We start from the raw sequence: 26,768 nt of genomic DNA, 5'->3' as shown, positions 1-26,768 counted from the left end.
CGGTGTCGACGCGCCAATGGTAGGCCCGTCCCCAGGGCTGCTCCTGTGTACCCCGAATTCCGGTTGTCGACGCTTGTTCTAGAATCGGACCCGTGAGCAAGTCCATCGATGTCGCCCTGATCGGCGGAGGGATCATGAGCGCGACGCTCGGAGCCCTCCTGCACCGCCTCGAGCCGTCGTGGTCGATCGAGGTGTTCGAGCGACTGCCCGAGGTCGGGATGGAGTCCTCGAACCCGTGGAACAACGCCGGCACCGGGCACGCCGCGCTGTGCGAGCTCAACTACATGCCCGAGGGCGCAGACGGCTCGATGACGACCGACAAGGCCGTCACCATCAACGAGCAGTTCCAGCTCTCGCGCCAGCTCTGGTCGTCGTTCGTCGAGGACGGCACGCTGCCCGACCCGAAGGGCTTCATCTCGCCCACCCCGCACATGACCTTCGTCTGGGGCGAGGACAACGTCGACTACCTGCGCCGCCGCTGGGAGCTGCTGAAGGACGAGCCGCTGTTCTTCGGGCTCGAGTACTCCGAGGACGCAGAGGTCATCCGCGAGTGGGCGCCGACGCTCATCCCCGGGCGCAAGAAGTCGCAGCCGATCGCCGCCACCCGCTCGACCGACGGCACCGACGTCGACTTCGGCGCACTGACGCGGATGCTGATCGGGAAGCTGGCGGAGGACGGCGCGCGGGTGCACACCAACGTCACCGTCACCGGCCTCAAGCGCCGCTCGGACGGCGACTGGCGGCTGCGGGTGCGCAGCGAGGTCGGGCAGACGGCCAACGAGGTGCACGCGCGCTTCGTCTTCGTCGGCGCGGGCGGCGGCGCGCTCAAGCTGCTGCAGCAGTCGGGCATCCCGGAGGCCAAGGGCTTTGGCGGCTTCCCCATCACGGGCGCCTTCCTGCGCACCGACAACCCTGAGGTGGTCGCCCGCCACACCGCGAAGGTGTACGGCAAGGCCAGTGTCGGCGCACCGCCGATGTCGGTGCCGCACCTCGACACGCGCGTGGTCGACGGCGAGGCGAGCCTGCTGTTCGGCCCGTACGCGGGCTTCAGCCCGAAGTACCTGAAGACCGGCAGCTACACCGACATGTTCGAGACGATCAAGGGCCACAACCTCTGGCCCATGATCCGCGCGGGGCTCGCGAACTTCGACCTCGTCGGCTACCTGATGGGCGAGGTCTTCGCCTCCCGCCAGCAGCGCCTGGATGCCCTGCGCGAGTTCATGCCGGACGCGAAGGACGAGGACTGGCGCCTCATCACCGCCGGCCAGCGGGTGCAGGTGATGAAGCGCGACCCCGACAAGGGCGGGGTGCTGCAGTTCGGCACCGAGGTGGTCACGGGCGCCGACGGCACGATCGCCGGCCTGCTCGGCGCATCGCCGGGGGCATCGACCGCCGTGCACATCATGCTGACGATCTTCGAGCGATGCTTCCCTGAGCGCATGCCGGCGTGGAAGACGACGCTCACCGAGCTGATCCCGAGCTACGGCACCAAGCTCAACGACGACGCCGGGGCCGCGCGCGAGGTGCTGGCGCGCACCGCGCGCACGCTGCGCCTGGTGGAGACACCGGAGCCCGAGCTCGCTCCGGGCGCTGCGCGCTCGACCGCATGAGGTGATGGCAGATGACTGCGACCGCCGCAGAGACCGGCACTCCCCGCACCGTCTCCATCGTCGCGAGCGGCACGCTCGGCGCGGCCCTGCGCGCCGCGGTCACGGCTGATCCCCGGCTGCGACTGAGCGCCGTCGCCCCGCGCTTCACCGACCTGGTCGTCGACGCCGGCTTCCCCGGCGATGTCGTTGTGCTGGCGGAGGAGCCCGGTCGTCAGCTGTTCGCCCACGCGGTCACCGCCGCGGCCGCCGGCGCCTTCGTGGTCGTGCACGCCGATGCCGATGACGAGCTGCGGCAGTCGCTGGAGGAGGCCGGAGCCGTCATCGTGCCGCTGGCCGATGCGGCGACGGGCGTCGTCGAGCGGCTCGCGACCGTGCGCCAGGGGCGTCGTCGCGGCAATCGCGTTGCCATGGACGACTCGCCCCCGCGTCCGCGGCTGTCGCCGGGGGAGCGGCGCGCGCTCGCGCACTACGTGCAGGGACTCACGACCGTGCAGGTCGCCGCCGAGATGGGCGTCGGCTACGAGACGGCGAAGACCTTCCTGCGCCGGGTGCGCGCGAAGTACGCCGCAGTGCAGCGCCCCGCGGGCAAGCGCATCGAGCTGAGCCTCCGCGCTGAAGAGGACGGCATCCTCTAGTCGTGGCGAAGCTCTACTTCCGCTACGGCGCGATGAACTCCGGCAAGTCCACCGGCCTGCTGCAGACCGCCTTCAACTACGAGGAGCGCGGCCAGCGCGTGCTGCTCGCCAAGCCGGCCATCGACACGAAGGGCGAGCACGGCATCGTCTCGCGCCTGGGGGTGACGCGACAGGTCGACTTCGTGGTCGCGCGCGACGAGTCGGTGATCGAGCGCTTCGAGCAGGCGGCGGCGCGCAGCGACGAGCCGGTCGCGTGCCTGCTGGTCGACGAGGCGCAGTTCTTCACCTCGGCGCAGGTCGACGAGCTGCTGCGCATCGCGGTCGAGCGCGGCGTGCCGGTGCTGGCCTACGGCCTCCGCACCGACTTCCTCACGCACGCGTTCCCCGGCTCGGCGCGGCTGCTCGAGCTCGCGCACTCGCTCGAGGAGCTCAAGACCATCTGCCGCTGCGGCCGCAAGGCGATGTTCAACGCCCGCAAGGTCGGTGACGGATTCGTCTTCGACGGCGACCAGGTCGCCATCGACGGCGAGGCGGTCACCTACGAGTCGCTCTGCGGCTCGTGCTACCTGCAGGAATCGGCCGGCCGGCTGGGTTCCCCGCTGGCCGAGTAGGCCGCCGGGCCGTATTGAGGCCACGGACGACGAGAGCCCCCGCCTGTCGGCGAGGGCTCTCACATCTGGTCGGGGTGACAGGATTTGAACCTGCGACCTCGTCGTCCCGAACGACGCGCGCTACCAAGCTGCGCCACACCCCGATGTCACTGCGCCAGAGCGGAGACCCCGGTGAGCAACCGCACCAGTCTACCCGATGTCGCGGGGCCGCAGCGACACCGCGACCGCCTCCGGGGGAGTGCCGAGCCGGAACGGCGCGTAGATCGAGGCGCCGATGCCCTGCGAGACGTTCAGCGGCACCGCGCGCCCCTCGTGCGCCCAGGTGCTGAGGCCCGAGGCCTGCTCGCGCGGGATGTCGCAGTTGGTGACGAGCGCGTGCCCGCCTGGCACCCGCACCTGGCCGCCGTGCGTGTGCCCGGCGAGGATCGCATCCGCCCCCAGGTCGACGAAGGCGTTGAGGATGCGCTGGTACGGCGCGTGCGTGACGCCGAGGGTCACGCGGGGCCCGTCGCCGAGCGCCTTGCGCATGCTCGAGAGCGCGGCTTCGGTCTCGTCGAGCCGATCCCAGTGGCGGTGCGCGTCGGCGACGCCGAAGGCCGCGACGCTCGTGCCGCGCACCTCGATCGCGCGGGCGGCGTTGTTGAGGTCCAGCCAGCCGAGCGCTGCGTAGGCGCGCTCGAGGCCGGCGGTGTCGAGCCGGCTCGCGTGCGACTCGCCGGGCGGCTTCGAGGGCCCGCCGAAGTAGCGCAGCGGATTCTTGGGCTCGGGCCCGTACACGTCGTTCGAGCCGTGCACGAAGAAGCCGGGCACGCCCTGGAAGACGCGCAGGGCATCGGCCAGCGCGGGCACCGCGGCTCGGTGGCCGAGGCTGTCGCCGGTGTTGACGATGAGATCCGGCTCGAGGCTCGTGAGGCCCTCGAGCCACTCGAGCTTGCGCTCCTGCCAGGGCGCCAGATGGATGTCGGCCAGGTGCAGCACCAGGATCGGCCGGGCGCCCGCGGGCAGCACCCGCAGCGTCTCGTGACGGATGCGGAAGGCCTGCGGCTCGATCGCGGTCGCGTAGGCGGCCACCGCGGCGCCGGCGGCGAGCACGCCGCCGAGACCCAAGCCGAGCGCTCTGGGGCTAGCAGCCAGGGTCGCCTCCCGAGGCGTTGGTGCCGACGACGACCGAGATCGGGTCGCCGGGTGCGCCGGGAGCTTCGGGCAGCGGATTCTGCGCGAGCACGGTGCAGAGGTTCGCCTCGCCGTGATCCTGCCAGGTGATCTGCACCAGGTCGGGGTTGAAGCCGGCGCTGGACAGCGTGGATCTGGCATCGCTGATCGACTGCGCCGAGAGGTCCGGCCAGGTCTGGCCGGCCGCATCCGGCGGAGTCGTCTCCTCCGGCTGCTCGGCGTCGGGCGCCAGCGCTCCGTTGGAGGGGTAGATGATGATCGGCGTCTGCGTGGTCACCAGCGAGCCCGCGCCGGGCGCGGTGTATTCGACCATGCCGCTCGCCTGGATGCCGTCGATCGGGTCTGCGACCTGCACCTCGAAGCCGGCGGCCGCGAGCGTGGCCTGCGCGTCGGCGACGCTCTGGCCGGTCACGTCCGGCAGCGCGTTCGCGTCACCCTGCAGGGTGTCCTGGTCGGGGGAGAGGAACTGCCCACCGGGGTAGCGGTTGATCGCCTCTGTCATCACGCCGCGGAAGATCTGCGAGCGCACGTTCCAGAGGTTGAGCTCGTCGAGGTTGTTGCTGCCCTTGATGTTGCCGACCCACACGGAGGTGGCGACGGTCGGACTCGCACCGTTGACCCAGGTGTGGCGGACGCCGTTGGTCGTACCGGTCTTCGAGATGACCGGGGTGCTGCCGGCCGGGTTGTTCAGCGGGTTGCGCTGCGTCACCTCGTCCAGCACGAGCTGCATGACCGACGCGACCTCGGGGGTGATCGCCTGCTGGCAGTCCTGCCCCGGGGGTGCGACCTCGGAGCCGTCGCGGGCGACGATGCGGTCGATCGCGATCGGCTCGCAGTGGATGCCGCCGTTCGAGATGGTCGCGAAGGCCTCCGCCATGCTCATCGGCGTCACGGGCCACGCTCCGCCGATGATCGCGGAGGGCAGCGGCACGAGGTTGTTCTCGATCACCTCGCGGGTATTCGGGTCGATCGAGCCGGCGTCGCCACGCTCCACGCCCATGGCGGCCGCGGTGTCCATCACGTCGCAGAGATCGAGCTGGCTCGCCATCCGCAGGGTGCCGGTGTTGACGGAGTTCACCATGATCTCCGTCGGCGTCATGCGCGAGTACTGGTTGCCCTCGTTGTTCTGCGGCTCCCAGCCGCCGGCTTCGATGGCGGTGGCTCCGGGGTTGCACGAGGCGGTGAACTCACCCGTCGTCCAGTTCTCCTCGGTCGCATCGACCTGCTCGTTCACCGAGCGCCGGTCGATGATCCACTGCGCGAGGGTGAAGATCTTGAACCCGGAGCCCGGCTGGAAGCCGATCGAGCGGCCATCGCGGTAGTCGACGTTGTAGTTCACCGCCGTCGCCGTCATCGACGGCACCTCCTCGCCCTCGGGCAGCGCGGGGTCGGCGCGCGGGTCGTAGTCCTTGTTCTGCACCATGGAGAGGATGCGTCCGGTGCCGACCTCGAGCTGCGTCACCGCGCCGCCGAACCAGTCTGCGTAGTCGTTCGGCGCATAGGCGTCGACGACTGCCTGGTTGGCGTCGTTCAGGCTCAGGTCGATCGAGGTGTAGATGCGGTAGCCGCCCTGGAAGAGGGCTCGCGCGTTGTCGGCCTGCTCGGCGCCGAGGATGTAGTGGCCGTCGACCTTGTCGTTCTGCAGCACGCGCTGCACGTAGTCGCAGAAGAACCGCGCGGAGTCGTGCCCGGCGATGCAGCCGTTGTTCGCCGGCGAATAGGTCACGAAGTTCTCGTCGACCGGCGTCGCGAGCGCCTCGGCCTGCTCGTCGGCGGTGATGTAGCCCTCGCCCGCCATGCTGTTGATGATGAAGTCGCGGCGCTCCTGGTTGCGCGGCCAGTTCTCGGCGTTGAAGAGGTTGCGCGTGGAGGGGTTCTGCACGGTGGCGATGAGCGCCGCCGACTCGGCGACCGTCAGCTCCGACGCCGACTTGCTGAAGAGGCGCTGCGCACCCGACTCGATGCCGTAGACGTTGCCGCCGAAGTTGGCGAGGTTGAGGTAGGCCAGCACGATCTCGTTCTTCGTGTACACCTGCTCGAGGCCGATCGCGAGCCGCATCTCGGCGAGCTTGCGCTGGTACGACTCGGTGTACTGCGCAGCGCAGGTCGCCTGGGCGGCCTCATCCTCGGGATCGGCGAGGCACGCGTCGATCGCGATCTGCATGCGCACGAGCTGCATGGTGAGCGTCGAGGCTCCCGAGTCGCCGCCGAAGCCCAGCTGCGACATGCCGGCGCGGATGACCGAGGGCGCGTCGACGCCGCCGTGGGTGTAGAAGCGGCGGTCCTCGCCGGCGACCAGGGCGTTCACGGCGTTGGTGGGCACGTCGCTCCACTGCAGCACTTGGCGGTCCTGGGCGTAGAACTGGGCCATCTCGACCGGCTGGCCGTCGCGCATGCCGTAGATGCGGTTGCGCTCGGCCTGCTGGTTGATCTGCGCGTACGAGGGGAGGCTCTCGAAGAGGTCGAGGCCGCTGTTCGCGGTGCTGCTCGCGACCGCGAGCGCGGGCGTCAGGGTCGCCGAGATGAGGATCCCGGCGATCGCGGAGAACCCGATGATCCCGAGGATCGAGCCCAGCAGGCTTCCTGGCTTGTGTCGTGTTGCGGCCATAGCATGCCAGGGTACGGGAACAACCTATGAGGGCGGGGACGACAGACGATGGCAAGAACGACGTGGGAGTACGTGACGACACCGCTCCTGATCCACCGGGAGACGGCGATCCTGAACACCTGGGGCACCGATGGCTGGGAGCTCGTGCACGTCGCGAACGGCCCAGAGGGCGGCATGGTCGCGTTCCTGAAGCGCCCGGTCGAGTCGGAGGAGCCGGCATGAGCGTCGCCGAGCGGCTGAGCGAGCTCGGCATCACGCTGCCGACGGTGGTGCCGCCGGTGGCCTCCTACGTGCCTGCGGTCTCGGCGAACGGGTTCGTCTACACCTCCGGCCAGCTGCCGATGGTCGATGGTGCGATGCCCCGCACCGGCAAGGTCGGTGGCGAGGTCTCGGCTGAGGATGCCAAGGCCGATGCGCGCCAGTGCGCACTCAACGCGCTCGCCGCGATCGAGGCCGAGATCGGCTCGCTCGACCGCGTCACCCGCATCGTCAAGGTGGTCGGATTCGTCGCCTCGGCCGAGGGCTTCACGGGCCAGCCGGGCGTCGTCAACGGCGCGAGCGACGTGCTGGGCGAGATCTTCGGCGACGCTGGCAAGCACGCGCGCAGCGCCGTCGGCGTCTTCGAGCTGCCGCTCGGCGCGCCCGTCGAGGTGGAGCTCATCGTCGCCTACGCGTAGGCGCTCCGCGGAGCGCCCACGCACATGCCCTACGCGCGGAACTGCTCCTTGATCGCGTCGACCACGCTCTGGTCGGCGAGCGTCGTGGTGTCGCCGAGCGCGCGGCCCTCGGCGAGATCACGCAGCAGCCGCCGCATGATCTTGCCCGAGCGGGTCTTGGGCAGATCCGGCACGATGAACACCTGCCGCGGGCGAGCGATCGCGCCGATGTCCTTCGCCACGTGCTGCCGCAGGATCTGCTCGGCCTCCTCGACCGAGTGCTCGTTCGACGCCGACTCCTTCAGGATCACGAAGGCGACGACCGCCTGGCCCGTGGTCGCATCCGTCGCCCCCACCACCGCCGACTCGGCGACCCCCTCGTGCGCGACGAGCGACGACTCTATCTCGGCGGTCGAGAGCCGGTGGCCGGAGACGTTCATGACGTCGTCGACGCGGCCGAGCATCCAGATCTCGCCGTCCTCGTCCTTGCGGGCGCCGTCGCCGGCGAAGTAGGTGTCGCCGAACTTCTCCCAGTAAGTCTGGCGGTAGCGGTCGTCGTCGCCCCAGATGGTGCGCAGCATCGACGGCCACGGCTCGGGGATGACGAGCAGCCCGCCATCGCCGTTCGCGACCGGCGTGCCCGACTCGTCGTACACATCCGCTTCGATGCCCGGGATCGGCACCTGCGCGCTGCCGGGCTTGAGCGTCGTCACCGAGGCGAGCGCCGAGATCATGATCGCGCCGGTCTCGGTCTGCCACCACGTGTCGACCACCGGGGTGTGGCCGCCGCCGATGACGTCGCGGTACCAGATCCAGGCCTCGGGGTTGATGGGCTCGCCCACCGAGCCGAGCACGCGCAGGCTCGAGAGGTCGCTCGTCTGCGTGTGCTGGCGGCCGAGCTTCATGAAGGTGCGGATGGCCGTGGGGGCGGTGTAGAAGATCGTCACGCCGTAGCGCTCGATCATCTGCCACGGGCGCTCGGGCGTGGGGGTGTCGAAGGTGCCCTCGTGCATCACCTGCGTCGTGCCGTTGGCCATCGGCCCGTAGACGGTGTAGCTGTGACCGGTGACCCAGCCGATGTCGGCGGTGCACCAGAAGACATCCGACGCGGGCTTCAGGTCGAACACGTGGCGATGCGTGAACGAGGTCTGGGTCAGGTAGCCGGCGCTCGTGTGCAGGATGCCCTTCGGATTGCCCGTCGTGCCGGAGGTGTAGAGGATGAACAGCGCGTGCTCGGCGGGGAAGGCCTGTGCCACGTGCTCGGCGGGCGCATCCGCCATCGCCTCGTGGTACCAGACGTCGCGGCCGTCCACCCAGTCGATCTCGTTCTCGCCGCGCTTGACGACCAGCACGTTGCGCACGCCGTGGCCCGGCTCGCGCAGCGCCTCGTCGACGGTCGGCTTCAGTGCGAAGACCTTGCCCTTGCGCCAGGCGCCGTCGGTGGTGATGACGAGCGTCGCGCCGGCGTCGTCGATGCGGCCGCGCAGGTTCGAGGGGCTGAAGCCGCCGAACACGGCCGTGTGCACGGCGCCGATGCGGGCGCAGGCGAGCATCGCGGCGACCGCCTCCGGCAGCATCGGCAGGTAGATGGCGACGCGGTCGCCGGCCTTGACGCCGAGCTCCTCGAGCACGTTGGCGAGCCGCTTGACCTCGGCGGTCATGTCGGCGTACGTGAGGGTGCGCCGGTCGCCCGGCTCGCCCTCCCAGTGGAAGGCGACGCGGTCGCCGTTGCCTGCCTCGACGTGCCGGTCGAGGCAGTTGACGGCCACGTTGAGCGTGCCGTCGTGGAACCACTTCGCGTGCGGCGGCTGCCAGTCGAGCACCTCGGTGAAGGGCTTCTCCCACTGCAGCTGCCTCGCCTGCTCGGCCCAGAAGCCCAGGCGATCCTCGCTCGCCTGCTCGTAGAGCGCGGCGGACGTCGCGGAATCGCCTGCCAGCGCCTCCGGCGGCGCGAAGCGGCGGGTCTCGTTCAGCAGGTGATCGATGCGGTCAGACACTGGTTCTCCTCACAGACGGCACTGTCGGGGCGAGCCTACTCGCGCGCCGCTGTCAGATTGCGTCGTGTTGCGCTCACCGGCTGAGCGCTTCCCGCCTACCATGGTCTGCGTCGGCCTGGCCGACGTGAGCAGGTGCACGGCGGATCCCCCATTCGCCTTCCTGCGGCGGCGCCCCCTTCCCCCAAGGTGGGCGCCGCCTTCTCTCACCCGCCTGGCGCGCCCCCGACCGGCCTGCGCTCGTGCTTCGCTGCACCGGGTCGCCCGCGGTTCTCCACAGACGGATGCGTCCCGGCCGCGGGCGGGTGCGGTGCGGCCCTACCGTGCGAGCCATGACTGCACGAGCCGGGCCCGCGTTCGGGCGGGGGACGGGCATCCCGTTCGTCGCCGGCGCGCGGCCGGCCGTGCCCACCGCTTCGCCCGCCAGGACCGGCTCGGGCGGCGGCTCGCTGCGCGAGTTCGGCGAGCTGGCCCCGCTGGTCGCGGAGGCCGCGGTGACGGATGTGTTCGTGACGGCCGGGCAGGTCTGGGTCGACCGGGGTGCGGGTGCCGAGCGCGCGCCGCTGCTGCTCGACGCGGCGCGGGCGCGCTCGCTCGCCATCGCGCTGGTGGCCGCCGGCGGCAGGCACGTGGACGAGGCGACGCCGTGCGTCGACGTGCGGCTGCACGACGGCATCCGGGTGCACGCGGTGCTGCCGCCGGTCGCCGTGGCGGGCGCGCAGCTGTCGATCCGGCTGCCGCGGGTGGCGGCGCTGTCGCTCACAGAGCTCGAGGCGAGCGGTGCCTTCGCGCTCGTGCCGCTCGAGCGGGTGCGGGCGCTGGTCGATCGGCGCGCGAACGTGCTCGTGACCGGTGCCGGCGGTTCGGGCAAGACGACGCTGCTGGGCGCGATGCTCTCCGGCGCCGCCAGCACCGAGCGCATCGTGACGATCGAGGATGTCGCCGAGCTGCGCATCCGGCACCCCCATGTCGTATCGCTCGAGGCGCGGCAGGCGAACGCCGAGGGCGCCGGCGCGATCGGGCTCGAGCAGCTCGTGCGCGAGGCGCTGCGCATGCGGCCCGACCGGCTGGTGCTGGGGGAGTGCCGCGGTGCGGAGGTGCGCGAGCTGCTGTCGGCGCTCAACACGGGCCACGACGGGGGCGCCGGCACGCTGCACGCGAACTCGCTCGACGACGTGCCGGCCAGACTCGAGGCGCTCGGCGCGCTCGCAGGGCTGACGCCGACGGCACTCGCGCGCCAGGCGGTCAGCGCGATCGACGCGGTGCTGCACGTCGAGCGATCCGACGGCGAGGGAACGCCGATTGCCGAAGCGGATGCCGACCACCCGCCGGGCCCGGTGCGGCGGGTGGCGGCCATCGGCGAGCTGGCGCTCGACGGCGAGCGGCTGGTGGTGCGGCCGACGTGAAGCGCGAGGCAAACGAGGCCGCGGCCACCGTGCACCGCGTGGCGGCGCTCGTGGCCGGCGGGCTGCCGATCGAGCGGGCGTGGGCGGTGCTGGGCACGGATGCGGCTGCGGTCGCCGCGCAGGTCGGCGGCGGGCAGGCGGGCGGCGGGCTGATCACCGCAGTGCTCGCGGTCGCGCAGCAGACGGGCGCGCCGATGGCGCCCACGCTCGAACGGCTGGCCGGGCTGCTGCGGGAGCAGGCGGCGCAGCGACGCGCGCTGGAGTCGGCGCTCGCCGGTCCGCGGGCGACTGCGAAGCTCGTCATGCTGCTGCCGATCGTCGGCCTCGGCTTCGGGCTGGCGCTCGGGCTCGATGTGCTCGGTGCTGCGCTCGGTGGCGGCATCGGCACAGGGTCGGTGCTCGCGGGTGCGGTGCTGCTGGTCGCGGCCTGGGCATGGTCGCGGGCGATCGTGCGCAGAGCAGCGCGCGGCGACCCGGCGCCCGGGCTCGCGCTCGACCTGGTCGCGGTGGCGCTCGCGGGCGGCGGGGCGGCCGATCGTGCGCGGGAGCTCGCAGCCGCTGCGCTCGCGGATGCCGGCGTGCTCGCGAGCGGCTGGGAGGATGTCGATGCCGCACTCGATTTGGCGCGCCGGGCGGGCGTGCCTGTGCGCGGCCTGCTGCTCGCGGAGGCGTCGGCTGCGCGCACCCGGGCGCGGCTCGACGGCGAGGCGCGCGCGCAGCGGGCCGCCGTGCAGCTGGCGCTGCCGCTGGGCGCCTGCGTGCTGCCCGCCTTCTCGCTGCTGGTAATCGTGCCGCTCGTGGTCTCGATGCTCTCGGGTGCGCTCACGCCGCTCGCGTAGCCGCCGCCCCGCCCGCGGCACCGCGCAGGGAATGACGGTCCTGCGCAGGAGTGACGCATCACTCGTGCAGCAAGTCGGCATTCCTGTGCAAGGCGTGGCCGTAGCGCCCATGGCTCGCCGCCGCGGATCCGTGGCGGGATGACCGCAGTCATCCACAGGCGGGGCTCGCAGCCGCACGCGGGTGCACTCGCATGTCGCACCCTTGGGGCTCCCAATGGAGAGGAGGCGAGCATGAGGATGCTCGAGAGACTGGTGCAGGAAGAGGACGGCGCGGCGACCGCCGAGTACGTCATCGCGACGATGGCGGCGGTGGGGTTCGCCGGGCTGCTGGTGGTGATCCTGCGCTCGGATGAGGTGCGCGGCATGCTCACCGACATGGTGCAGCGCGCACTGACGGTGCAGTGACCGATGCTCGAGCAGGTGGCTGCGGGTCGTAGGGGGCAGGCCCGGCCCGGTCGTCGCCTGCGCGGGCTGCTCCGCGGCGAGCTCGGGGCAGTGACCGCCGAGCTCGCCGCGGCGCTGCCCGCAGCGGTGCTCGCGATCGCGATCGCGGTCGGCGCGGTCGCCGCGACGGCCGCGCAGGTGAGCCTCGAGCAGTCGGCGGGTGCGGCGGCCCGCGCCGCCGGTCGCGACGATGACCCGGCGGCGTACGCCGACGGAGCGGCGCTGAGGCTCGAGCAGCAGGGCGAGCTCGTGTGCGCGGTGCTCTCGCGCGACGCGCTCGGGGGAGCGCTGACGCTGACGGCGCGGAGCTGCGCGCACGGGGGCGGGCGGTGAGACACTCCGGTGGTCGAGTAGCTCGACGGAGTCGGGCGTATCGAGACCGGCAGCGAGTGTCGTCTCGATACGCCCCTCCGGGGCTGCTCGACGAGCACGTGAGCGGCGAGCGCGGGGCGGGGGCGGCGCTCGCGCTCGCGGTGGCGACGGCGGCGCTGCTGCTGGCGATGCTGGTCGTGGGCGCTGGCACCGCGGCGATCGCGCAGGCGCGTGCGGCGGCGGCCGCCGATGCGGCGGTGCTGGCCGCGGCGGACGCGCTCGCCGGGTTCGCCGACGGCAGCCCCTGCGCGCTGGCGCAGGCGGTGGCGACCGCGAGTCACGCGAGGCTCGCCGACTGCCGGATCGACGGGCTGGAGGCGCGCGTGACGGCCACCGTCCCGGTCGGGCCGCTCACCGCATCCGTCACCGCCCGTGCAGGGCCGCCACCGTGACGCAGCACCCCGTGCGCGGCCCTCCGCCGCCAGCGAACGCGGTGCACCCGGCTGTGAGCGCGCAATGACACCGTGTGTACAGTGTCGAATCGTGGCCCGGTCGGGCCGACACCCCTTTTTTCTATAGAGCAGTGAGCGTGAGCATGGGCAAGAAGCTCGTCATCGTGGAGTCCCCGGCGAAGGGGAAGACGATCGAGCGGTACCTGGGCGATGGCTACCAGGTGCTGGCATCGGTCGGGCACATCCGCGACCTCGTGAGCCCTCGCGACCTGCCGGCCGAGCTGAAGAAGGGCTCGTACGGCAAGTTCGCCGTCGACGTCGACAACGGCTTCGCCCCCTACTACGTGGTGAGCGACGAGAAGAAGAAGACCGTGAGCGAGCTGAAGAAGGCGCTTAAGGATGCAGACGAGCTCATCCTCGCCACTGATGAGGACCGCGAGGGAGAGGCCATCGCCTGGCACCTGCTCGAGGTGCTCAAGCCCAAGGTGCCGGTGAAGCGGATGGTGTTCCACGAGATCACCGAGGAAGCCATCCAGCAGGCCAAGGACGAGATGCGCGAGCTGAACATGCCGCTCGTCGACGCGCAGGAGACCCGCCGCATCCTCGACCGCCTCTACGGCTACGAGGTCAGCCCGGTGCTGTGGCGCAAGGTGCGGCAGGGCCTCTCGGCCGGCCGCGTGCAGTCGCCCACTGCGCGCCTGATCGTCGACCGCGAGCGCGAGCGCATGGCGTTCGTCGCCGCCGACTACTGGAGCCTCACCGCGCAGTTCGAGGCCCCTCAGTCGACGACACAGGGCAGCCGCTTCGGGGCGCGTCTCGTGCGGCTCGACGGCGCGCGGGTCGCCACCGGCAGCGACTTCGACGACCGCGGCCAGATCAAGGGCGTGCGCACCGTTCTTGATGCCGCCGCCGCCGAGACGCTTGCCGCCGAGCTCTCGCGATGCGCCTTCAAGGTCTCGGGCGTCGAGTCGAAGCCCTACCGCCGTCGCCCCTCGGCGCCGTTCACGACCTCGACGCTGCAGCAGGAGGCCGGCCGCAAGCTGAAGCTCTCGGCGAAGCAGACGATGTCGGTCGCCCAGTCGCTCTACGAGCAGGGCTACATCACCTATATGCGCACCGACTCGCCCGCACTGTCGAAGCAGGCCATCAATGCCGCACGCACGCAGGCGACCGCGCTGTACGGCGCCGGCTCGATCCCGCAGGCCGCGCGGCACTACGCCGGCAAGTCGAAGTCGGCGCAGGAGGCGCACGAGGCCATCCGCCCCTCGGGCGAGAGCTTCCGCACCCCGAGCGAGGTGCGCTCGTCGCTCACCCCGAACGAGCAGCGCCTGTACGAGCTGATCTGGAAGCGCACGGTCGCGAGCCAGATGATCGACGCGACCGGTCAGACCGCGACCATCACCATCGCCTCTGGGACGACCAGCCGCGGCGTCGCCGAGTTCACCGCATCCGGCACCGTGATCACCGAGCCGGGCTTCCTGCAGGCCTACGAGGAGTCGAAGGACGCCGCCCGCTACGCGGACGAGGCACAGGCGGATGCGTCCTCGGGCGAGTCGAGGCTGCCGGACGTCAAGGAGGGGGGCGCCGTCGACCTCGCCGAGCTGGAGCGCAAGGCGCACGCCACGACGCCCCCGCCGCGCTACACCGAGGCGAGCCTCGTGAAGGCGCTCGAGGAGCTCGAGATCGGTCGCCCGTCGACCTACGCGTCGATCATCGACACGATCGTGCGGCGCGGCTTCGTCACGCAGCGCGGCGGCGCGCTGGTGCCGAACTGGATCGCGTTCTCGACCATCAAGCTGCTCGAGGAGAACCTGGGCGACTACGTCGATTACGACTTCACCGCCGCGATGCTCACCGATCTCGACCGCATCGCCGACGGCGAGCTCGACCGCAACGACTGGCTGCAGCGCTTCTACTTCGGCAGCGACCAGCACCCTGGCCTGCAGTCGACGGTGGCGAACCTCGGCGACATCGATGCCCGCGCGGTCAACTCGATCCCGGTCGCCGAGGGTGTCACGCTGCGCGTGGGCCAGTACGGCCCCTACCTCGAGGGCACCGACGCCGATGGCGAGGTCAAGCGCGCCAACATCCCCGAGGACCTGACGCCCGACCAGCTCACGCCTGAGAAGGCGCAGGAGCTGTTCGCCGCCGAGCCTGTGCAGGATCGGATGCTCGGTCAGCACCCCGAGACCGGACTCGACGTCGCAGTGAAGAACGGCCGCTTCGGACCGTACATCGAAGAGGTCCTGCCGGTCGAGCTCGACGACGACGGCAAACCCGTGCCCCCGAAGAAGGGCAAGGCCGCGCCCAAGCCGCGCCGCGCATCCCTCTTCAAGTCCATGGAGCCGGAGTCGGTCGACCTGCCGACGGCGCTGAAGCTGCTCGGGCTGCCCCGGGTGGTGGGCGTGGACCCGGAGTCGGGCACCGAGATCACCGCGCGGCCCGGCCGCTACGGCCCGTTCCTGTCGAAGGGCACCGACACCCGTTCGCTCGACGACGAGGAGCAGATCTTCACGATCACGCTCGAGGGCGCGCTCGAGAAGTTCGCGCAGCCCAAGTACGGCGCGCGCAAGGCGGCATCGGCGCTCAAGGAGTTCGACGCCGACCCCGTGAGCGGCAAGCCGATCAAGCTGCGCGACGGCCGCTTCGGCCCGTACGTCACCGACGGCGAGACGAACGCGACCATCCCGCGCGGCGAGGACGTCGAGGCCGTCACCTTCGAGCGTGCGGTCGAGCTGCTGCAGATCAAGCGCGACAAGGGACCGGCGAAGAAGCCCGCGCGCAAGCCCGCTGCGAAGAGGCCGGCCGCGAAGAAGCCCGCTGCGAAGAAGCCGGCCGCCAAGAAGCCGGCCGCGAAGAAGTCTGCCGCGAAGCAGACCCCGCCGACCGAATGAGCGAGCACCGATCCCAGCAGCAGCGACGCATGAGCAGCAACGCATGACCGGCGCCTTCATCACCCTCGAAGGCGGCGACGGCTCCGGCAAGTCGACGCAGGCTGGCCTGCTGCAGGCGTGGCTCGAGGACCGCGGCCGCACGGTCGTGCGCACGCACGAGCCAGGCGGCACCGAGCTCGGCGTCGAGATCCGCCGGCTCGTGCAGCACACCGAGGGGCACGTCGCGCCGCGCGCGGAGGCGCTGCTGTTCGCCGCCGATCGCGCGCACCATGTCGCGACGCTCGTGCGGCCTGCGATCGAGCGCGGCGACGTGGTGGTGCAGGATCGCTACCTCGACTCCTCGGTCGCCTACCAGGGTGCCGGGCGCGAGCTCGACCCGCAGCAGGTGCGCGATCTGTCGCTGTGGGCGATCGACGGGCTGCTGCCGCACCTGACGATCCTGCTCGATATCGACCCGGCGGTCGGCCGTGAGCGGATGGCCGGCCGCGAGCACGCGCCCTACGACCGGCTGGAGGACACGGGCCTCGACTTCGCGCAGCGCGTGCGCGATGCCTACCTGTCGCTCGCCGAGGCCGAGCCGAACCGCTTCGTCGTCGTCGACGCATCCGCTGCACCCGAGAGCGTGCACGCGAGCGTCGTGTCGCATGTGCGTGCGATGCTCGACATGCAGCGCTGAGCGCTGCACGGGACGGTTGACGGTGGGGGAGCGCGCATGACGGGCGGCTGGAGCGAGATCGTGGGGCAGACCGACGCGGTCGCGCAGCTGCAGCGCGCGGCCAGCGATGCTCCCGGCTCGACGACCCATGCCTGGCTGCTGACCGGGCCGCCCGGATCGGGCCGCTCGAATCTCGCCTACGCGTTCGCGGCCGCACTGCTCTCGCCGCCGAGCGGCATCGACCCCGAGATCGAGACGCTCGTCACCGCGCGCACGCACCCCGATCTGGTCACGCTCTCGACCGAGGGCGTGCTCATCACCATCGCGCAGGCCCGCGCCGTCGTGCAGCGGGCATCGCTCGCGCCCTCGAGCTCGCGCCACCGCGTGGTGGTGGTGGAGGACGCCGACCGGATGGCCGAGCGCACCTCGAACGCACTCCTGAAGGCGCTCGAGGAGCCGCCGCCCGAGACGGTCTGGATCCTCTGCGCGCCGAGCGAGGCAGACCTGCTGCCGACCATCCGCTCGCGGGTGCGCACCCTCACGCTGCAGGTGCCCGACCCCGATGAGGTGGCACGGCTGCTGGTGGAGCGCGACGGGGTGGAGCGGGACGTCGCCGAGCGCGCGGCCCGCGAGGCGCAGAGCCACATCGGGATGGCGCGCCGGCTGGCGCAGAGCCCGGAGGCGCGGGCCCGCCGAGCGGAGACGCTCGACATCGCCATGCGTGTGTCGACGTCGGCGTCGGCGGTGCTGGCCGCTGCCCGCTACGTCGAGATCGCGACCGCCGACGCCGACGCGCTCTCCGCCGAGCGCGACGAGGTCGAGCGCGCGCAGGCGCTGCGGCAGCTGGGCATCGAGCCCGGCGGCACGGTGCCACCGCAGCTGCGCAAGCAGCTGAAGGAGCTCGAGGAGGCGCAGAAGCAACGGGCCAAGCGGGGCATGCGCGATGGCGTCGACCGCATCCTCGTCGACCTGCTCTCGCTCTACCGCGACATCCTCATGACGCAACTGGGCGTGGGCCGAGAACTCGTGAACCAGGCGATGCAGCCGACCGTGCAGGCCGCCGCCGACTACCTCGCCCGCGCGGCCGTGATCGACGTGCTCGACGCCATCCGCCTCGCCCGCGAGCGCATCGAGGCGAACGTGCCGCCGCTGCTCGCGCTCGAGGCGATGCTCGTGCAGGCGGCCCGCGCCGCGCAGCGCCGCTGACGGCGGCGGCGCTCGCCGCGCGCATAGCGACGCCCCATACGCTGAATGCATGCATCGCACCCGTCGCGGCTTGGCCGCGCTCGCCGCCATCGCCGTGTCGACCCTCGCGCTGACGGGATGCATCCTGCCGCCGCCGCTGCCCGGTGAGCCGCAGACTCCCGGGCAGGCGACCGGCGAGCCGCAGTGGACCCCCACGGGCGAGCAGGTCGCGCCGGAGCTCGAGCAGTTCTATGGCCAACAGGTCGACTGGAGCGACTGCGGCACCCTGTGGTGCGGCACCGTCACGGCCCCGATGAACTGGGACGACCCATCCGCTGACACCATCGAGCTCGCCGTGACCGTCGCCCCCGCCACCGGCGAGCGGCAGGGCGCGATCCTCTACAACCCCGGCGGGCCCGGCGCATCGGGCGTCGAGTACGTGCGCGACTACGGCGACTACCTGCTGCCCCCCGAGGTGCGCGAGGGCTACGACTTGGTGGGCTTCGATCCCCGCGGCGTCGGCGGTTCGACGCCCATCAGCTGCTACGACGACCCGGCAGAGCTCTACGACTGGCTGTGGGAGATGCCGCCCGGCCCCGCACCCGAGCCGCTCAGCGATGCCGACCTCGAGCAGCAGCTCGAATCTGCGCAGTGGTTCGCCGACGCCTGCCTCGAGCAGACCGGCCCCTATCTCGAGTTCGTCGGCACCGAGCAGGTCGCGAGCGACATGGACCTGCTGCGGGCGCTGTTCGGCCAGCAGCAGCTCAACTACCTGGGCGTCTCGTACGGCACGCTGATCGGCTCGACGTACGCCGACCTGTTCCCCGAGAACGTCGGTCGCATGGTGCTCGACGCCGCCGTCGCTCCCGACGCCACCGACTTCGAGGGCACCCTGCACCAGGCCGCCGGCTTCGAGCTCGCGTACGGCAACTTCGTGGCCGACTGCCTCCAGCAGAGCGATTGCACCTTCGAAGGCGACAAGGCGGATGCGCTGGCGCAGACCCGCGAGCTCATCGACCGGCTCGATGCGAACCCCATCACGGTGAACGACGGCCGGCAGCTCGGCTCGGGTGCGCTGTTCATCGCGATCGCCGCCAATCTCTACAGCGACTTCCAGTGGCCGACGCTGCGCCAGATCCTCGCCGACGTGGAGGGCGGCAGCGGCGAATCGGCGTACGCCGCGGCCGACGAGTACTACGGCGTCAACCCCGACGGCACCTTCAGCGACAACTCGCTCGAGGCGCTCATCGCGGTGAACTGCCTCGATCAGCCCGCTGTGACCGACTTCGACGAGATCCGTGCGAACGCCGAGCAGATCATGGCCGCCGCGCCCACGCTCGGCCCCGACTTCGTCGGCGTCGGCTCGTGCGCCGCATGGCCGTTCGAGGCGACGCGGCAGCCGCACGAGATCACGGCGCCCGGTGCCGAGCCGATCATCGTCATCGGTGGGCTGAACGACCCTGCAACCTCCTACCAGCAGGCGGTCGAACTGGCAGGGATGCTCGAGTCGGGCGTGCTCATCTCGGTCGACGCAGAGGGGCACAGCCAGTACAACAACGGCAACGCATGTGTCGATCGGCCCGTCAACGACTACTTCCTGACGGGCACGGCGCCGACGGGCGACCTCGACTGCTGAGCAGCGTGGCCATGCTTCTGGTCTGAGGGCCGAGTTCTCCACAGCCTGCCGCTCTGCCCGCACCCGTGTGGGTGCCTTCGTCTAGCCTTGTTCGAACAGGCATTCGAGGGTCGTGTGGGTAGCCGCATCTACTCTCGTCGCAACGGACGGAGTCGATGGTGACTGAGCAGCAGATGGGCGTAGCGGTGGATGCCGCGCGTGCCGTGCTCGATCGTGTCGATGCGCTCGCGATGGCGCCGGTGACGGTGGTCGAGGATGCGCTGGCCGGCACGGCGGCGCTGTCGCGGATCGTGGATGCGCTGCAGGTGCGGCTTGCGGGCCTGATTGAGGAGCGCTCCCAGGGGCCGGCCGATCAGAGGCTCTGTCGCGCGATGGGGAGTCGGAGCGCGAAGGAGGCGGTCGCGCAGTCGTTCGGCATCCGCGGCCGCGACGCGCACCAGCTGCTCGCGTTGGCGGCGATGGTCAGCCCGGGGATGTCGCTCACCGGCGGCGACATCGCGGTCAAGTACCCGCGAGTGTCTGCCGCGATCGACGCGGGCGCCCTGTCGCTGGAGCAGGCGCGCACGATCGTCGGCACCTTGGAGCCGGCGGCGCCGCGCGCGGATCTGGAGCGGCTGGCGTGGGCCGAGGGTCTGCTGGTCGATGCCGCCACCGATCCCGACTTCCCGCTGGTGCCCGAGCTGCTGGCCGACCAGGCGCGCGTGTATGTCGCGGCGATCGACCCGGACGGGGTGCTGCCGGCAGACGAGCGGCAGCGCACCGAGCGGTCGTTCCGCATCTGGCGGGAGCGCGGCGGCTGGGGCTGGCGCGGCTGGTCGCCGGCGGAGGATGGCTCCTCGCTGAAGGCCGTGGTCGACGCGCACGAAGGCCCGCGGGTGAAGGTCGCCTTCCGCGACACCGGCCACGACGGCTGCAGCGACGCGTGCGGCGACGACTGCGACGCCGGCCGGGACGTGGACCTCAACGGCAACCCGGCAGGCGACGACTCGGGCGTGGTCGATGACCGCACGCGCGAGCAGAAGCGGCACGACATCCTCATCGGCTTGGTCCGCGCGCACGCCGCCTCCGGCGACGCGCCGATCGCCGGCGGCGAAGCGCCCACGCTCGTGTTCACCGGCACCATCGACGCCTACAACGCCTACCTGCACGACCGCCCCTCGCCCGATCGGACGCTGACTATTGAGCACACCGGTGATCTGGTGCCGATCGAGTACGTTGCCCGGCTCGCGTGCGATGCGACCATCCACCACGCGGTCGTCAACGGCGTCGGCCAGGTGCTGAACCTCGGCAGGACCGAGCGGCTGTTCAACCGTGCGCAGCGGCGCGCGCTGGCCGCCCGCGACAAGGGCTGCCGGGTACCCGGCTGCGGCCTGCCCGCCTCCTGGTGCGAGGCCCACCACATCACCCCCTGGGAGGCCGACGGCCCCACCGACATCACCAACGGCATCCTCGTCTGCGTCTACCACCACCACGAGATCCACGCCGGCCGCCTCCGCGTCGAAGCCGCAGGACCAGAGCCCGGCAACTGGCGCATCGTGCCCCAGTTGCGCACCACCGACCGCTACGCACGCACCAGCCGCACGGGCGCGACCCGCGAGGCCGCCGTGAGCGAGAGCGCACGCGCCGCGATCGCGTCGATCGGCAGCACCGGTGCCACCGGCACCGGAGCCGGAAGCGGCAGCACCGTCGCTGACGCCGGTGCCGGTAGCGCCAGCCCCGGCAGCCTCGCGGCCGCCGCGCCGCCTGCTCTCGCGGTGCGGGTCCCGGCCGCCATGGCGGCGACCCTGGCTCCCGTCGCAGGGCGGCCTCAGGCGACTCGACGGCCGCACCGCCGATCGCGCGAACGGGCGCGTGGCGTCGAGCCTCGCCTCCGCGCGCTACTGGATCAACAGTTCGGTCGCGCCGCGCGCGCCCCAGCGGTCGATCTGCATCCGCCGCCGCACATCGTGATGCGCACCTGAGCGACGAACCCCGTTCTGCTCCGCGCCCCTGCGCGCCCTGTCACCTGCCCGTTGCGTCTCCCGCCCAGACCCAATCCGCCACCTCCGGGATGTCGGCGCCGTGCTCCCGCGTGTACGCCTTGGCGCGGTCGCGCGCGTCGACGAGCGCGCGCCGCACCTCAGCGTGCGACTCGGCGAAACCTGCCCGGTCGATCACATCGACCGCGAGCGTGTAGCGGTCGAGCTCGTTGAGCATCACCATGTCGAACGGCGTCGTCGTGGTGCCGCGCTCGAGGAAGCCGTGCACGTGCAGCTGGTCATGGCCGGCGCGCTTGTACGTGAGCCGATGGATGAGCCACGGATAGCCGTGATAGGCGAAGATCACCGGCTTGTCGCGTGTGAAGATGCGGTCGTACTCGGCGTCGGGCAGGCCGTGCGGGTGCTGGTGCTCCTGCTGCAGGCGAGCGAGGTCGACGACGTTCACGACCCGCAGCGAGAGCTCCGGGATCGCTGCGCGCAGCAGCGACGTGGCCGCGAGCATCTCGAGCGTCGGCACGTCCCCGGCTGCCGCCAGCACCGCATCCGCCGGCCGGTCCTCGGCCTCGGTGCCCGCCCAGGGCAGGATGCCGAGCCCGCGCGTGCAGTGCTCGATCGCCTCCTCCATCGTCAGCCACTGCGGCTGCGGCTGCTTGCCGGCGACGATCACGTTGACGTAGCCGGTCGAGCGCAGGCAGTGGTCGGCGGTCGACAGCAGCGTGTTCGCGTCGAAGGGCAGGTAGACGCGCACCACGTCGGCGCTCTTGTTCAGCGCCACGTCGATGAAGCCCGGATCCTGATGGCTGAAGCCGTTGTGATCCTGCCGCCAGACGTGGCTCGAGAGCAGGTAGTTGAGGCTCGCGATCGGCGCGCGCCACTCGATCTTGCCGGCGGACTCGAGCCACTTCGCGTGCTGGTTGAACATCGAGTCGACGATGTGCACGAAGGCCTCGTAGGTGTTGAACAGCCCGTGGCGGCCGGTGAGCAGATAGCCCTCGAGCAGCCCCTGGCACAGGTGCTCGCTCAGCACCTCGATCACGCGCCCGGTCGGCGCCAGGTGCTCGTCGACCGGCAGCGTCTCGGCGTTCCACTGCTTGTCGGTCACCTCGTAGACGGCCGGTGCGAGGCGATTGGATGCGGTCTCGTCAGGCCCGAAGATGCGGAAGGTGTCGGGATTGTCGCGCAGCACCGCCGCCAGCCACTCGCCCAGCACGGCGGTCGAGCCGGTGCTGCGAGCGCCGCGGTCGGCCGGATCGACCTGCTGCGCCTCGGCGCGGAAGTCGGCGAGCGCCAGCGCGCGCCGCAGCTCGCCGCCGTTGGCCACCGGCGTCGCGCTCATCCGCAGCTCGCCCGCCGGTGCGGCGCCGGTCACGACCGGCCGCGGGGCGCCCTGCTCGTCGAAGAGCTCCTCCGGGCGATAGCTGCGCAGCCACTGCTCGAGCAGCCGCCGGTGCGCTTCGTTCTCGCGCACCTCCTCGAGCGGCACCTGATGCGCGCGCCAGGTGCCCTCGATGGCCTTGCCGTCCACCTCGTCGGGGCAGGTCCAGCCCTTCGGGCTGCGCAGCACGATCATCGGCCAGGCGGGCCGCTGCTCGAGTGCGCCGGCCGCCGCATCCGCCTTGATCCGTGCGATGCGGTCGAGCGCGTCGTCCAGCGCCTCGGCGAAGCGGGCATGCGCATCCATCGGGTCCTCGCCGTCGGCGCCGACGGTGACGATGAGCGGCTCGTGCCCGTAGCCGCGCATCAGCGCGACGAGCTCGGCCTCGGGGATGCGCGCGAGCAGCGTCGGGTTCGCGATCTTCCAGCCGTTGAGGTGCAGGATCGGCAGCACGACCCCGTCGGCAGCGGGGTTGAGCAGCTTGTTCGCGTGCCAGGAGCCGGCGAGCGGTCCGGTCTCCGCCTCGCCGTCGCCGATCACGCACGCGACCAGCAGCTCGGGGTCGTCGAGCGCTGCGCCGTAGGCGTGCGCGAGCGAGTAGCCGAGCTCGCCGCCCTCGTTGATCGAGCCGGGCGTCTCGGGTGCCGCATGGCTCGGGATGCCGCCGGGGAAGGAGAATTGCCGGAACAGGCGCTGCATCCCCTGCTCGTCCCGCCCGATGTCCGGGAAGCGCTCGGTGTAGGTGCCCTCGAGCCAGGCGCACGCGACGCCGCTCGGCCCGCCGTGGCCCGGGCCCATCACGAACAGGGTGCGCTGCGCGCGATGGCGGATGGCGCGGTTCAGGTGCCCGTAGACGAAGTTCAGCCCGGGCGTCGTGCCCCAGTGGCCGAGCAGGCGCCGCTTGATGTGCTCGGGCTGCAGCGGCTCGCGCAGCAGCGGGTTCTGCTGCAGGTAGATCTGGCCGATGCTCAGGTAGTTCGCCGCCCGCCACCACGCGTCGACGTGCTCGAGCTCGGTCGTGCTCGCCGGTGCGCTCCGGCGCTGCCATGCGGTCGCGGTCATGCCTCCGAGCCTGTTGGAGGCGGTGGAAGGCGTCAAGGGCGGATGCGTCCAGGTCGCCCGAAAGCGGGCTCGGCGGGAGCGCGGTGACGGCGGGGCCTGCGCAGTCGATGCGCTATGATTGTTGATCGTGCCCAGGCACGCCGCCTTAGCTCAGTCGGCAGAGCGATTCACTCGTAATGAATAGGTCGGGAGTTCGATTCTCCCAGGCGGCACAAGCGCGATCGGCCCCGCTCCGGCGGGGCCTTCGTCATGCTGGCGGCACGCACGTGGCTCGGCTGAGGGGTGCACGTGCACGTCGACGCTGTCGGCAGGCGTCGGCAATATCCTGGGCGCATGACTCGCGGGATCCTGATCGTCGACGTGCAGAACGACTTCACCGAGGGCGGCGCGCTCGGCACCGAGGGCGGTGCCGCCGCGGCGGCTGCCATCACCGAGCACCTGCGCACCCACGCCTACGCACTGGTGGTGGCCAGTCGCGACTGGCACGACGCCGACGGTGACAACGGCGGCCACTTCGCGAGCGGCGAACCCGACTACGTCGACACCTGGCCGGTGCACTGCGTCGCCAGCACCCAAGGCGCCGAGTATCACGCGGCCCTTGATGCTCTCGCGATCGACGTGCACATCAAGAAGGGCCAGGGGGAGCCCGCCTACTCGGCCTTCGAGGGCACGACCGACGAGGGCGAGACGCTCGCCGAGGTGCTGGAGGAGCAGGACATCGACGAGCTCGACGTCGTCGGCATCGCGACCGACTACTGCGTGAAGGCGTCTGCCCTGGACGCGGCGCTCGCGGGCCTCAAGGTCCGCGTGATCGACGGTCTCACGAGCGCCGTCTCGGCGGAGACGCGCGCCACTGCGCTGGACGAGCTGCGCGATGCGGGCGTGCAGGTCGTGGCAACCGCCTGAGGGCACTCGATAGGTAGATCCTCTACATGTAGCGTGTCTGTATTCAGCTCCCGGCGAGCGGGAGCGGTTTTATATAGCCGAACTAACAGATAGGCTGGCTAAGTGTCATCGCGCAATCGCTCCCGCAGCGGGGTCCCCACCTGGCTCCGCATCCTCCTGCCCGTCGTCCTGATCCTCGGCTGGCTCGCAGCCGCTGGGCTCGGCGGCCCCACCTTCGGCAAGCTCTCCTCGGTCGTCTCCAACGATCAGACGAGCTTCCTGCCCTCGAGCGCCGAGTCGACCGCGGTGCAGGATGCGCTGCCCGACTTCCTCGGCGACGACGAGGTGCCGGCGATCGTCGTCGCCGCGGGCGAGGGCGAGCTCGATGCCGATGCGCTCGAGCGCCTCGAGGCCCTGCAGCAGCAGGTCGCCGAGCTCGAAGGCGTGGTCGAGACCTCTCCGCTCATCCCGAGCGAGGATGGCCGCGCCGCGCAGTTCGTCGCGCTGCTCGACAGCTCGGGCGACTCGGGCGAGGTGTCAGACATCGTCGAGACGCTGCGTGCAGAGGTCGCGGATGCGTCGGCCGACACCGGCCTGCAGGCGGCGGTCACCGGGCCGGCCGGCTTCAGCGCCGACATCGTGGAGGCGTTCGGCGGCATCGACGGGCTGCTGCTGCTGGTGGCCTTCGGGGCGGTCTTCCTCATCCTCATGGTGGTCTACCGCTCGCCGATCCTGCCGGTGCTGGTGCTGCTCACGTCGGTCTCGGCACTCTGTCTGGCGATCCTGATCGTGTTCGAGCTCGCGAAGGCCGACGTGCTGACCCTCAGCGGCCAGACCCAGGGCATCCTCTTCATCCTGGTCGTGGGCGCCGCCACCGACTACGCACTGCTGTACACGGCGCGATTCCGCGAGGCGCTCGGCGAGGTCGACTCCCGCTGGCAGGCGACGGTGCGCGCGCTCAAGGGCTCGTTCGAGCCGATCATCGCCTCCGGCGGCACCGTGATCGCCGGCCTGCTGTGCCTGCTGCTGAGCGACCTGGTCTCCAACCAGCAGCTCGGCCCGGTCGCGGCGATCGGCATCGCGACGTCGATCCTGGCCGGTCTGACGATGCTGCCCGCGCTGCTGCTCGCCTTCGGCCGGGTCGCCTTCTGGCCCTTCGCGCCCACGCCGGGCCGCCCCCGCACGAAGCCCGAGGGCAAGGGCTTGTGGAGCGCCGTCTCGCGCCTTGTCGACCGCCGCACCCGCACCGTCTGGATCGCGACCGCGCTCGTGCTCGGCATCGGCGCGGTCGGCGCGACGCAGCTGCAGGCCGAGGGCGTGCCCTCGAGCGACTTCGTGGTCGGCGAGTCGCAGGCCCGCGACGGCCAGGCGCTGCTCTCCGCGCACTTCCCCGGTGGCTCCGGCGCGCCCACGCAGGTGCTCGCGCCCGAGACCGACCTCGATGCGGTGGCGGATGCGGTGGCCGGCGTCGAGGGCGTCGAGAGCGTCGCGGTGGTCAGCGAGGATTCGCCCTCGGGCTCCATCCCGCTCCCGGTCGACCCGGCATCTCCCTTCGGCGACGCGCAGCCGACGGTGGTCGACGGGCAGGTGCTGCTGCAGGCGACCCTCGTCGACGCGCCAGACTCCGACGAGGCGCAGGCGGTGGTGCGCGAGCTGCGCGATGTCGTGCACGAGGTCTCGCCCGAGGTGCGCGTCGGCGGCACGACCGCGACCGCGATCGACACCAACGACGCATCCGATCGCGACCGGGCGCTCATCATCCCGATCGTGCTGCTGGTGATCTCGCTCATCCTGATGCTGCTGCTGCGCTCGATCGTCGCCGCGGTCGTGCTGCTGACGACCACGGTGCTGTCGTACTTCACGGCGCTGGGCGTCGGCGCGGTCATCCTGGGCTGGATGGGCATCCCGGCGATGGATCCGGCGGTGCCGCTGTTCGCGTTCGTCTTCCTCGTGGCGCTGGGCGTGGACTACAACATCTTCCTGATGACGCGCGTGCGCGAGGAGGTCGCCGAGCGCGGCCACCGCGAGGGCGTGCTGCGCGGCCTGCGCGTCACCGGCGGCGTCATCACCTCAGCCGGCGTCGTGCTGGCGGCCACCTTCGCGGCGCTGGGCGTGATCCCGGTGCTGTTCCTGCTGCAGCTGGCGATCATCGTGGCGCTCGGCGTGCTGATCGACACGACGCTCGTGCGCTCGCTGCTGGTGCCGGCGCTCGCGCTCGAGATCGGGCCGAAGACCTGGTGGCCGTCGAAGCTGGCGCGCGAGCGCTCGGAGTCGGCACGCACGGTTTCCGCACCCGCCGGGTCGTAGGCTGGGGGAGCGACCAGACCCATCCTGGCGCGCCGTGCCAGCGATCGTAT

General features: G+C 71.4%; 21 protein-coding genes and 2 tRNA genes. 18 read left to right on the top strand and 5 right to left on the bottom strand.

Annotated elements, in window-relative coordinates; translation table 11 throughout:
• The first annotated feature begins 92 nt into the window (after positions 1-92).
• Genes J1M46_RS08475 through J1M46_RS08465 form a run of 3 tightly spaced genes read left to right on the top strand, consistent with a single transcriptional unit; the run spans position 93 to position 2,856 of the window.
• A complete protein-coding gene (locus tag J1M46_RS08475; protein WP_206447413.1) occupies positions 93-1,610 on the top strand; it encodes a malate:quinone oxidoreductase in 1,518 nt (505 codons plus the stop codon).
• Between the two features lie 11 nt (positions 1,611-1,621).
• Positions 1,622-2,245 (top strand): helix-turn-helix transcriptional regulator, encoded by a 624-nt coding sequence (locus J1M46_RS08470; RefSeq protein WP_206447412.1) that lies wholly within the window; start codon positions 1,622-1,624, stop codon positions 2,243-2,245.
• Positions 2,246-2,247: 2 nt separating this feature from the next.
• Positions 2,248-2,856 (top strand): thymidine kinase, encoded by a 609-nt coding sequence (locus J1M46_RS08465; RefSeq protein WP_206447411.1) that lies wholly within the window; start codon positions 2,248-2,250, stop codon positions 2,854-2,856.
• A gap of 66 nt (positions 2,857-2,922) precedes the next feature.
• Here J1M46_RS08465 and J1M46_RS08460 read toward each other — a convergent pair.
• From J1M46_RS08460 to J1M46_RS08450, 3 genes are all read right to left on the bottom strand, one after another.
• Positions 2,923-2,999 (bottom strand) — tRNA-Pro (locus tag J1M46_RS08460).
• 46 nt (positions 3,000-3,045) lie between these two features.
• The gene (locus J1M46_RS08455) at positions 3,046-3,963 is read right to left on the bottom strand and encodes a metallophosphoesterase (RefSeq protein WP_206448763.1); all 918 of its coding nucleotides are present in this window, start codon (positions 3,961-3,963) and stop codon (positions 3,046-3,048) included.
• Between the two features lie 16 nt (positions 3,964-3,979).
• A complete protein-coding gene (locus tag J1M46_RS08450) occupies positions 3,980-6,637 on the bottom strand; it encodes a transglycosylase domain-containing protein (RefSeq protein WP_206447410.1) in 2,658 nt (885 codons plus the stop codon).
• Positions 6,638-6,685: 48 nt separating this feature from the next.
• Here J1M46_RS08450 and J1M46_RS08445 point away from each other — a divergent pair, with 48 nt between their 5' ends.
• Positions 6,686-6,859: a hypothetical protein gene (locus J1M46_RS08445; protein WP_206447409.1), complete on the top strand. Its 174-nt coding sequence runs from the start codon at positions 6,686-6,688 to the stop codon at positions 6,857-6,859.
• Positions 6,856-7,314, top strand: a complete 459-nt coding sequence (locus J1M46_RS08440; protein ID WP_206447408.1) for a RidA family protein — start codon at positions 6,856-6,858, stop codon at positions 7,312-7,314. The genes J1M46_RS08445 and J1M46_RS08440 overlap by 4 nt, the downstream gene beginning before the upstream one ends.
• A gap of 29 nt (positions 7,315-7,343) precedes the next feature.
• Here J1M46_RS08440 and acs read toward each other — a convergent pair whose 3' ends face one another.
• Positions 7,344-9,290, bottom strand: a complete 1,947-nt coding sequence (gene acs, locus J1M46_RS08435; RefSeq protein ID WP_206447407.1) for an acetate--CoA ligase — start codon at positions 9,288-9,290, stop codon at positions 7,344-7,346.
• A 329-nt stretch (positions 9,291-9,619) separates the two neighbouring features.
• Here acs and J1M46_RS08430 point away from each other — a divergent pair, with 329 nt between their 5' ends.
• The 10 genes from J1M46_RS08430 to J1M46_RS08385 all read left to right on the top strand — a co-directional run bounded on the left by J1M46_RS08430 (position 9,620) and on the right by J1M46_RS08385 (position 21,071).
• Positions 9,620-10,693 carry a TadA family conjugal transfer-associated ATPase gene (locus J1M46_RS08430; protein ID WP_241249067.1) on the top strand — a complete coding sequence of 358 codons (1,074 nt, stop codon included), beginning with the start codon at positions 9,620-9,622 and terminating at the stop codon, positions 10,691-10,693.
• Positions 10,690-11,532, top strand: coding sequence for a type II secretion system F family protein (locus J1M46_RS08425; RefSeq protein ID WP_206447405.1), 843 nt, complete (start codon positions 10,690-10,692; stop codon positions 11,530-11,532). The genes J1M46_RS08430 and J1M46_RS08425 overlap by 4 nt, the downstream gene beginning before the upstream one ends.
• Positions 11,533-11,763: 231 nt before the next feature.
• Positions 11,764-11,937, top strand: a complete 174-nt coding sequence (locus tag J1M46_RS08420) for a DUF4244 domain-containing protein (protein ID WP_092916267.1) — start codon at positions 11,764-11,766, stop codon at positions 11,935-11,937.
• A 3-nt stretch (positions 11,938-11,940) separates the two neighbouring features.
• Positions 11,941-12,309 (top strand): hypothetical protein, encoded by a 369-nt coding sequence (locus J1M46_RS08415; protein WP_206447404.1) that lies wholly within the window; start codon positions 11,941-11,943, stop codon positions 12,307-12,309.
• Positions 12,310-12,365: 56 nt separating this feature from the next.
• Positions 12,366-12,740 (top strand): Rv3654c family TadE-like protein, encoded by a 375-nt coding sequence (locus J1M46_RS08410; RefSeq protein ID WP_342384325.1) that lies wholly within the window; start codon positions 12,366-12,368, stop codon positions 12,738-12,740.
• Between the two features lie 143 nt (positions 12,741-12,883).
• Positions 12,884-15,634, top strand: a complete 2,751-nt coding sequence (topA, locus tag J1M46_RS08405; protein ID WP_241249515.1) for a type I DNA topoisomerase — start codon at positions 12,884-12,886, stop codon at positions 15,632-15,634.
• A 43-nt stretch (positions 15,635-15,677) separates the two neighbouring features.
• Positions 15,678-16,310, top strand: a complete 633-nt coding sequence (gene tmk, locus J1M46_RS08400; RefSeq protein WP_206447402.1) for a dTMP kinase — start codon at positions 15,678-15,680, stop codon at positions 16,308-16,310.
• Positions 16,311-16,346: 36 nt separating this feature from the next.
• Positions 16,347-17,495 carry a DNA polymerase III subunit delta' gene (locus J1M46_RS08395; RefSeq protein ID WP_206447401.1) on the top strand — a complete coding sequence of 383 codons (1,149 nt, stop codon included), beginning with the start codon at positions 16,347-16,349 and terminating at the stop codon, positions 17,493-17,495.
• A 49-nt stretch (positions 17,496-17,544) separates the two neighbouring features.
• Entirely contained in the window at positions 17,545-19,110 is a 1,566-nt protein-coding gene (locus tag J1M46_RS08390) for an alpha/beta hydrolase (protein ID WP_206447400.1), read from the top strand.
• A 158-nt stretch (positions 19,111-19,268) separates the two neighbouring features.
• Positions 19,269-21,071 (top strand): DUF222 domain-containing protein, encoded by a 1,803-nt coding sequence (locus J1M46_RS08385; RefSeq protein WP_206447399.1) that lies wholly within the window; start codon positions 19,269-19,271, stop codon positions 21,069-21,071.
• A 40-nt stretch (positions 21,072-21,111) separates the two neighbouring features.
• On the opposite strand, the gene J1M46_RS08380 is transcribed toward J1M46_RS08385, so the two are convergent.
• Positions 21,112-23,526 (bottom strand): phosphoketolase family protein, encoded by a 2,415-nt coding sequence (locus J1M46_RS08380; protein WP_206447398.1) that lies wholly within the window; start codon positions 23,524-23,526, stop codon positions 21,112-21,114.
• 139 nt (positions 23,527-23,665) lie between these two features.
• Between J1M46_RS08380 and J1M46_RS08375 the strand changes: the two genes are divergently transcribed.
• The 3 genes from J1M46_RS08375 (at position 23,666) to J1M46_RS08365 (ending at position 26,718) form a co-directional block, all read left to right on the top strand.
• Positions 23,666-23,738 (top strand) — tRNA-Thr (locus tag J1M46_RS08375).
• 121 nt (positions 23,739-23,859) lie between these two features.
• Positions 23,860-24,432, top strand: a complete 573-nt coding sequence (locus J1M46_RS08370; RefSeq protein ID WP_206447397.1) for an isochorismatase family protein — start codon at positions 23,860-23,862, stop codon at positions 24,430-24,432.
• Positions 24,433-24,534: 102 nt separating this feature from the next.
• Complete coding sequence (locus tag J1M46_RS08365) at positions 24,535-26,718, top strand: MMPL family transporter (protein WP_206447396.1); 2,184 nt, start codon at positions 24,535-24,537, stop codon at positions 26,716-26,718.
• Positions 26,719-26,768 lie beyond the last annotated feature (50 nt).

The sequence above is a fragment of the Agrococcus sp. KRD186 genome, assembly GCF_017168255.1.
Taxonomy (GTDB): Bacteria; Actinomycetota; Actinomycetes; order Actinomycetales; family Microbacteriaceae; genus Agrococcus.
Note: the sequence above shows the minus strand (reverse complement) of the source record. Positions and strands in the feature narration are given on the sequence as shown.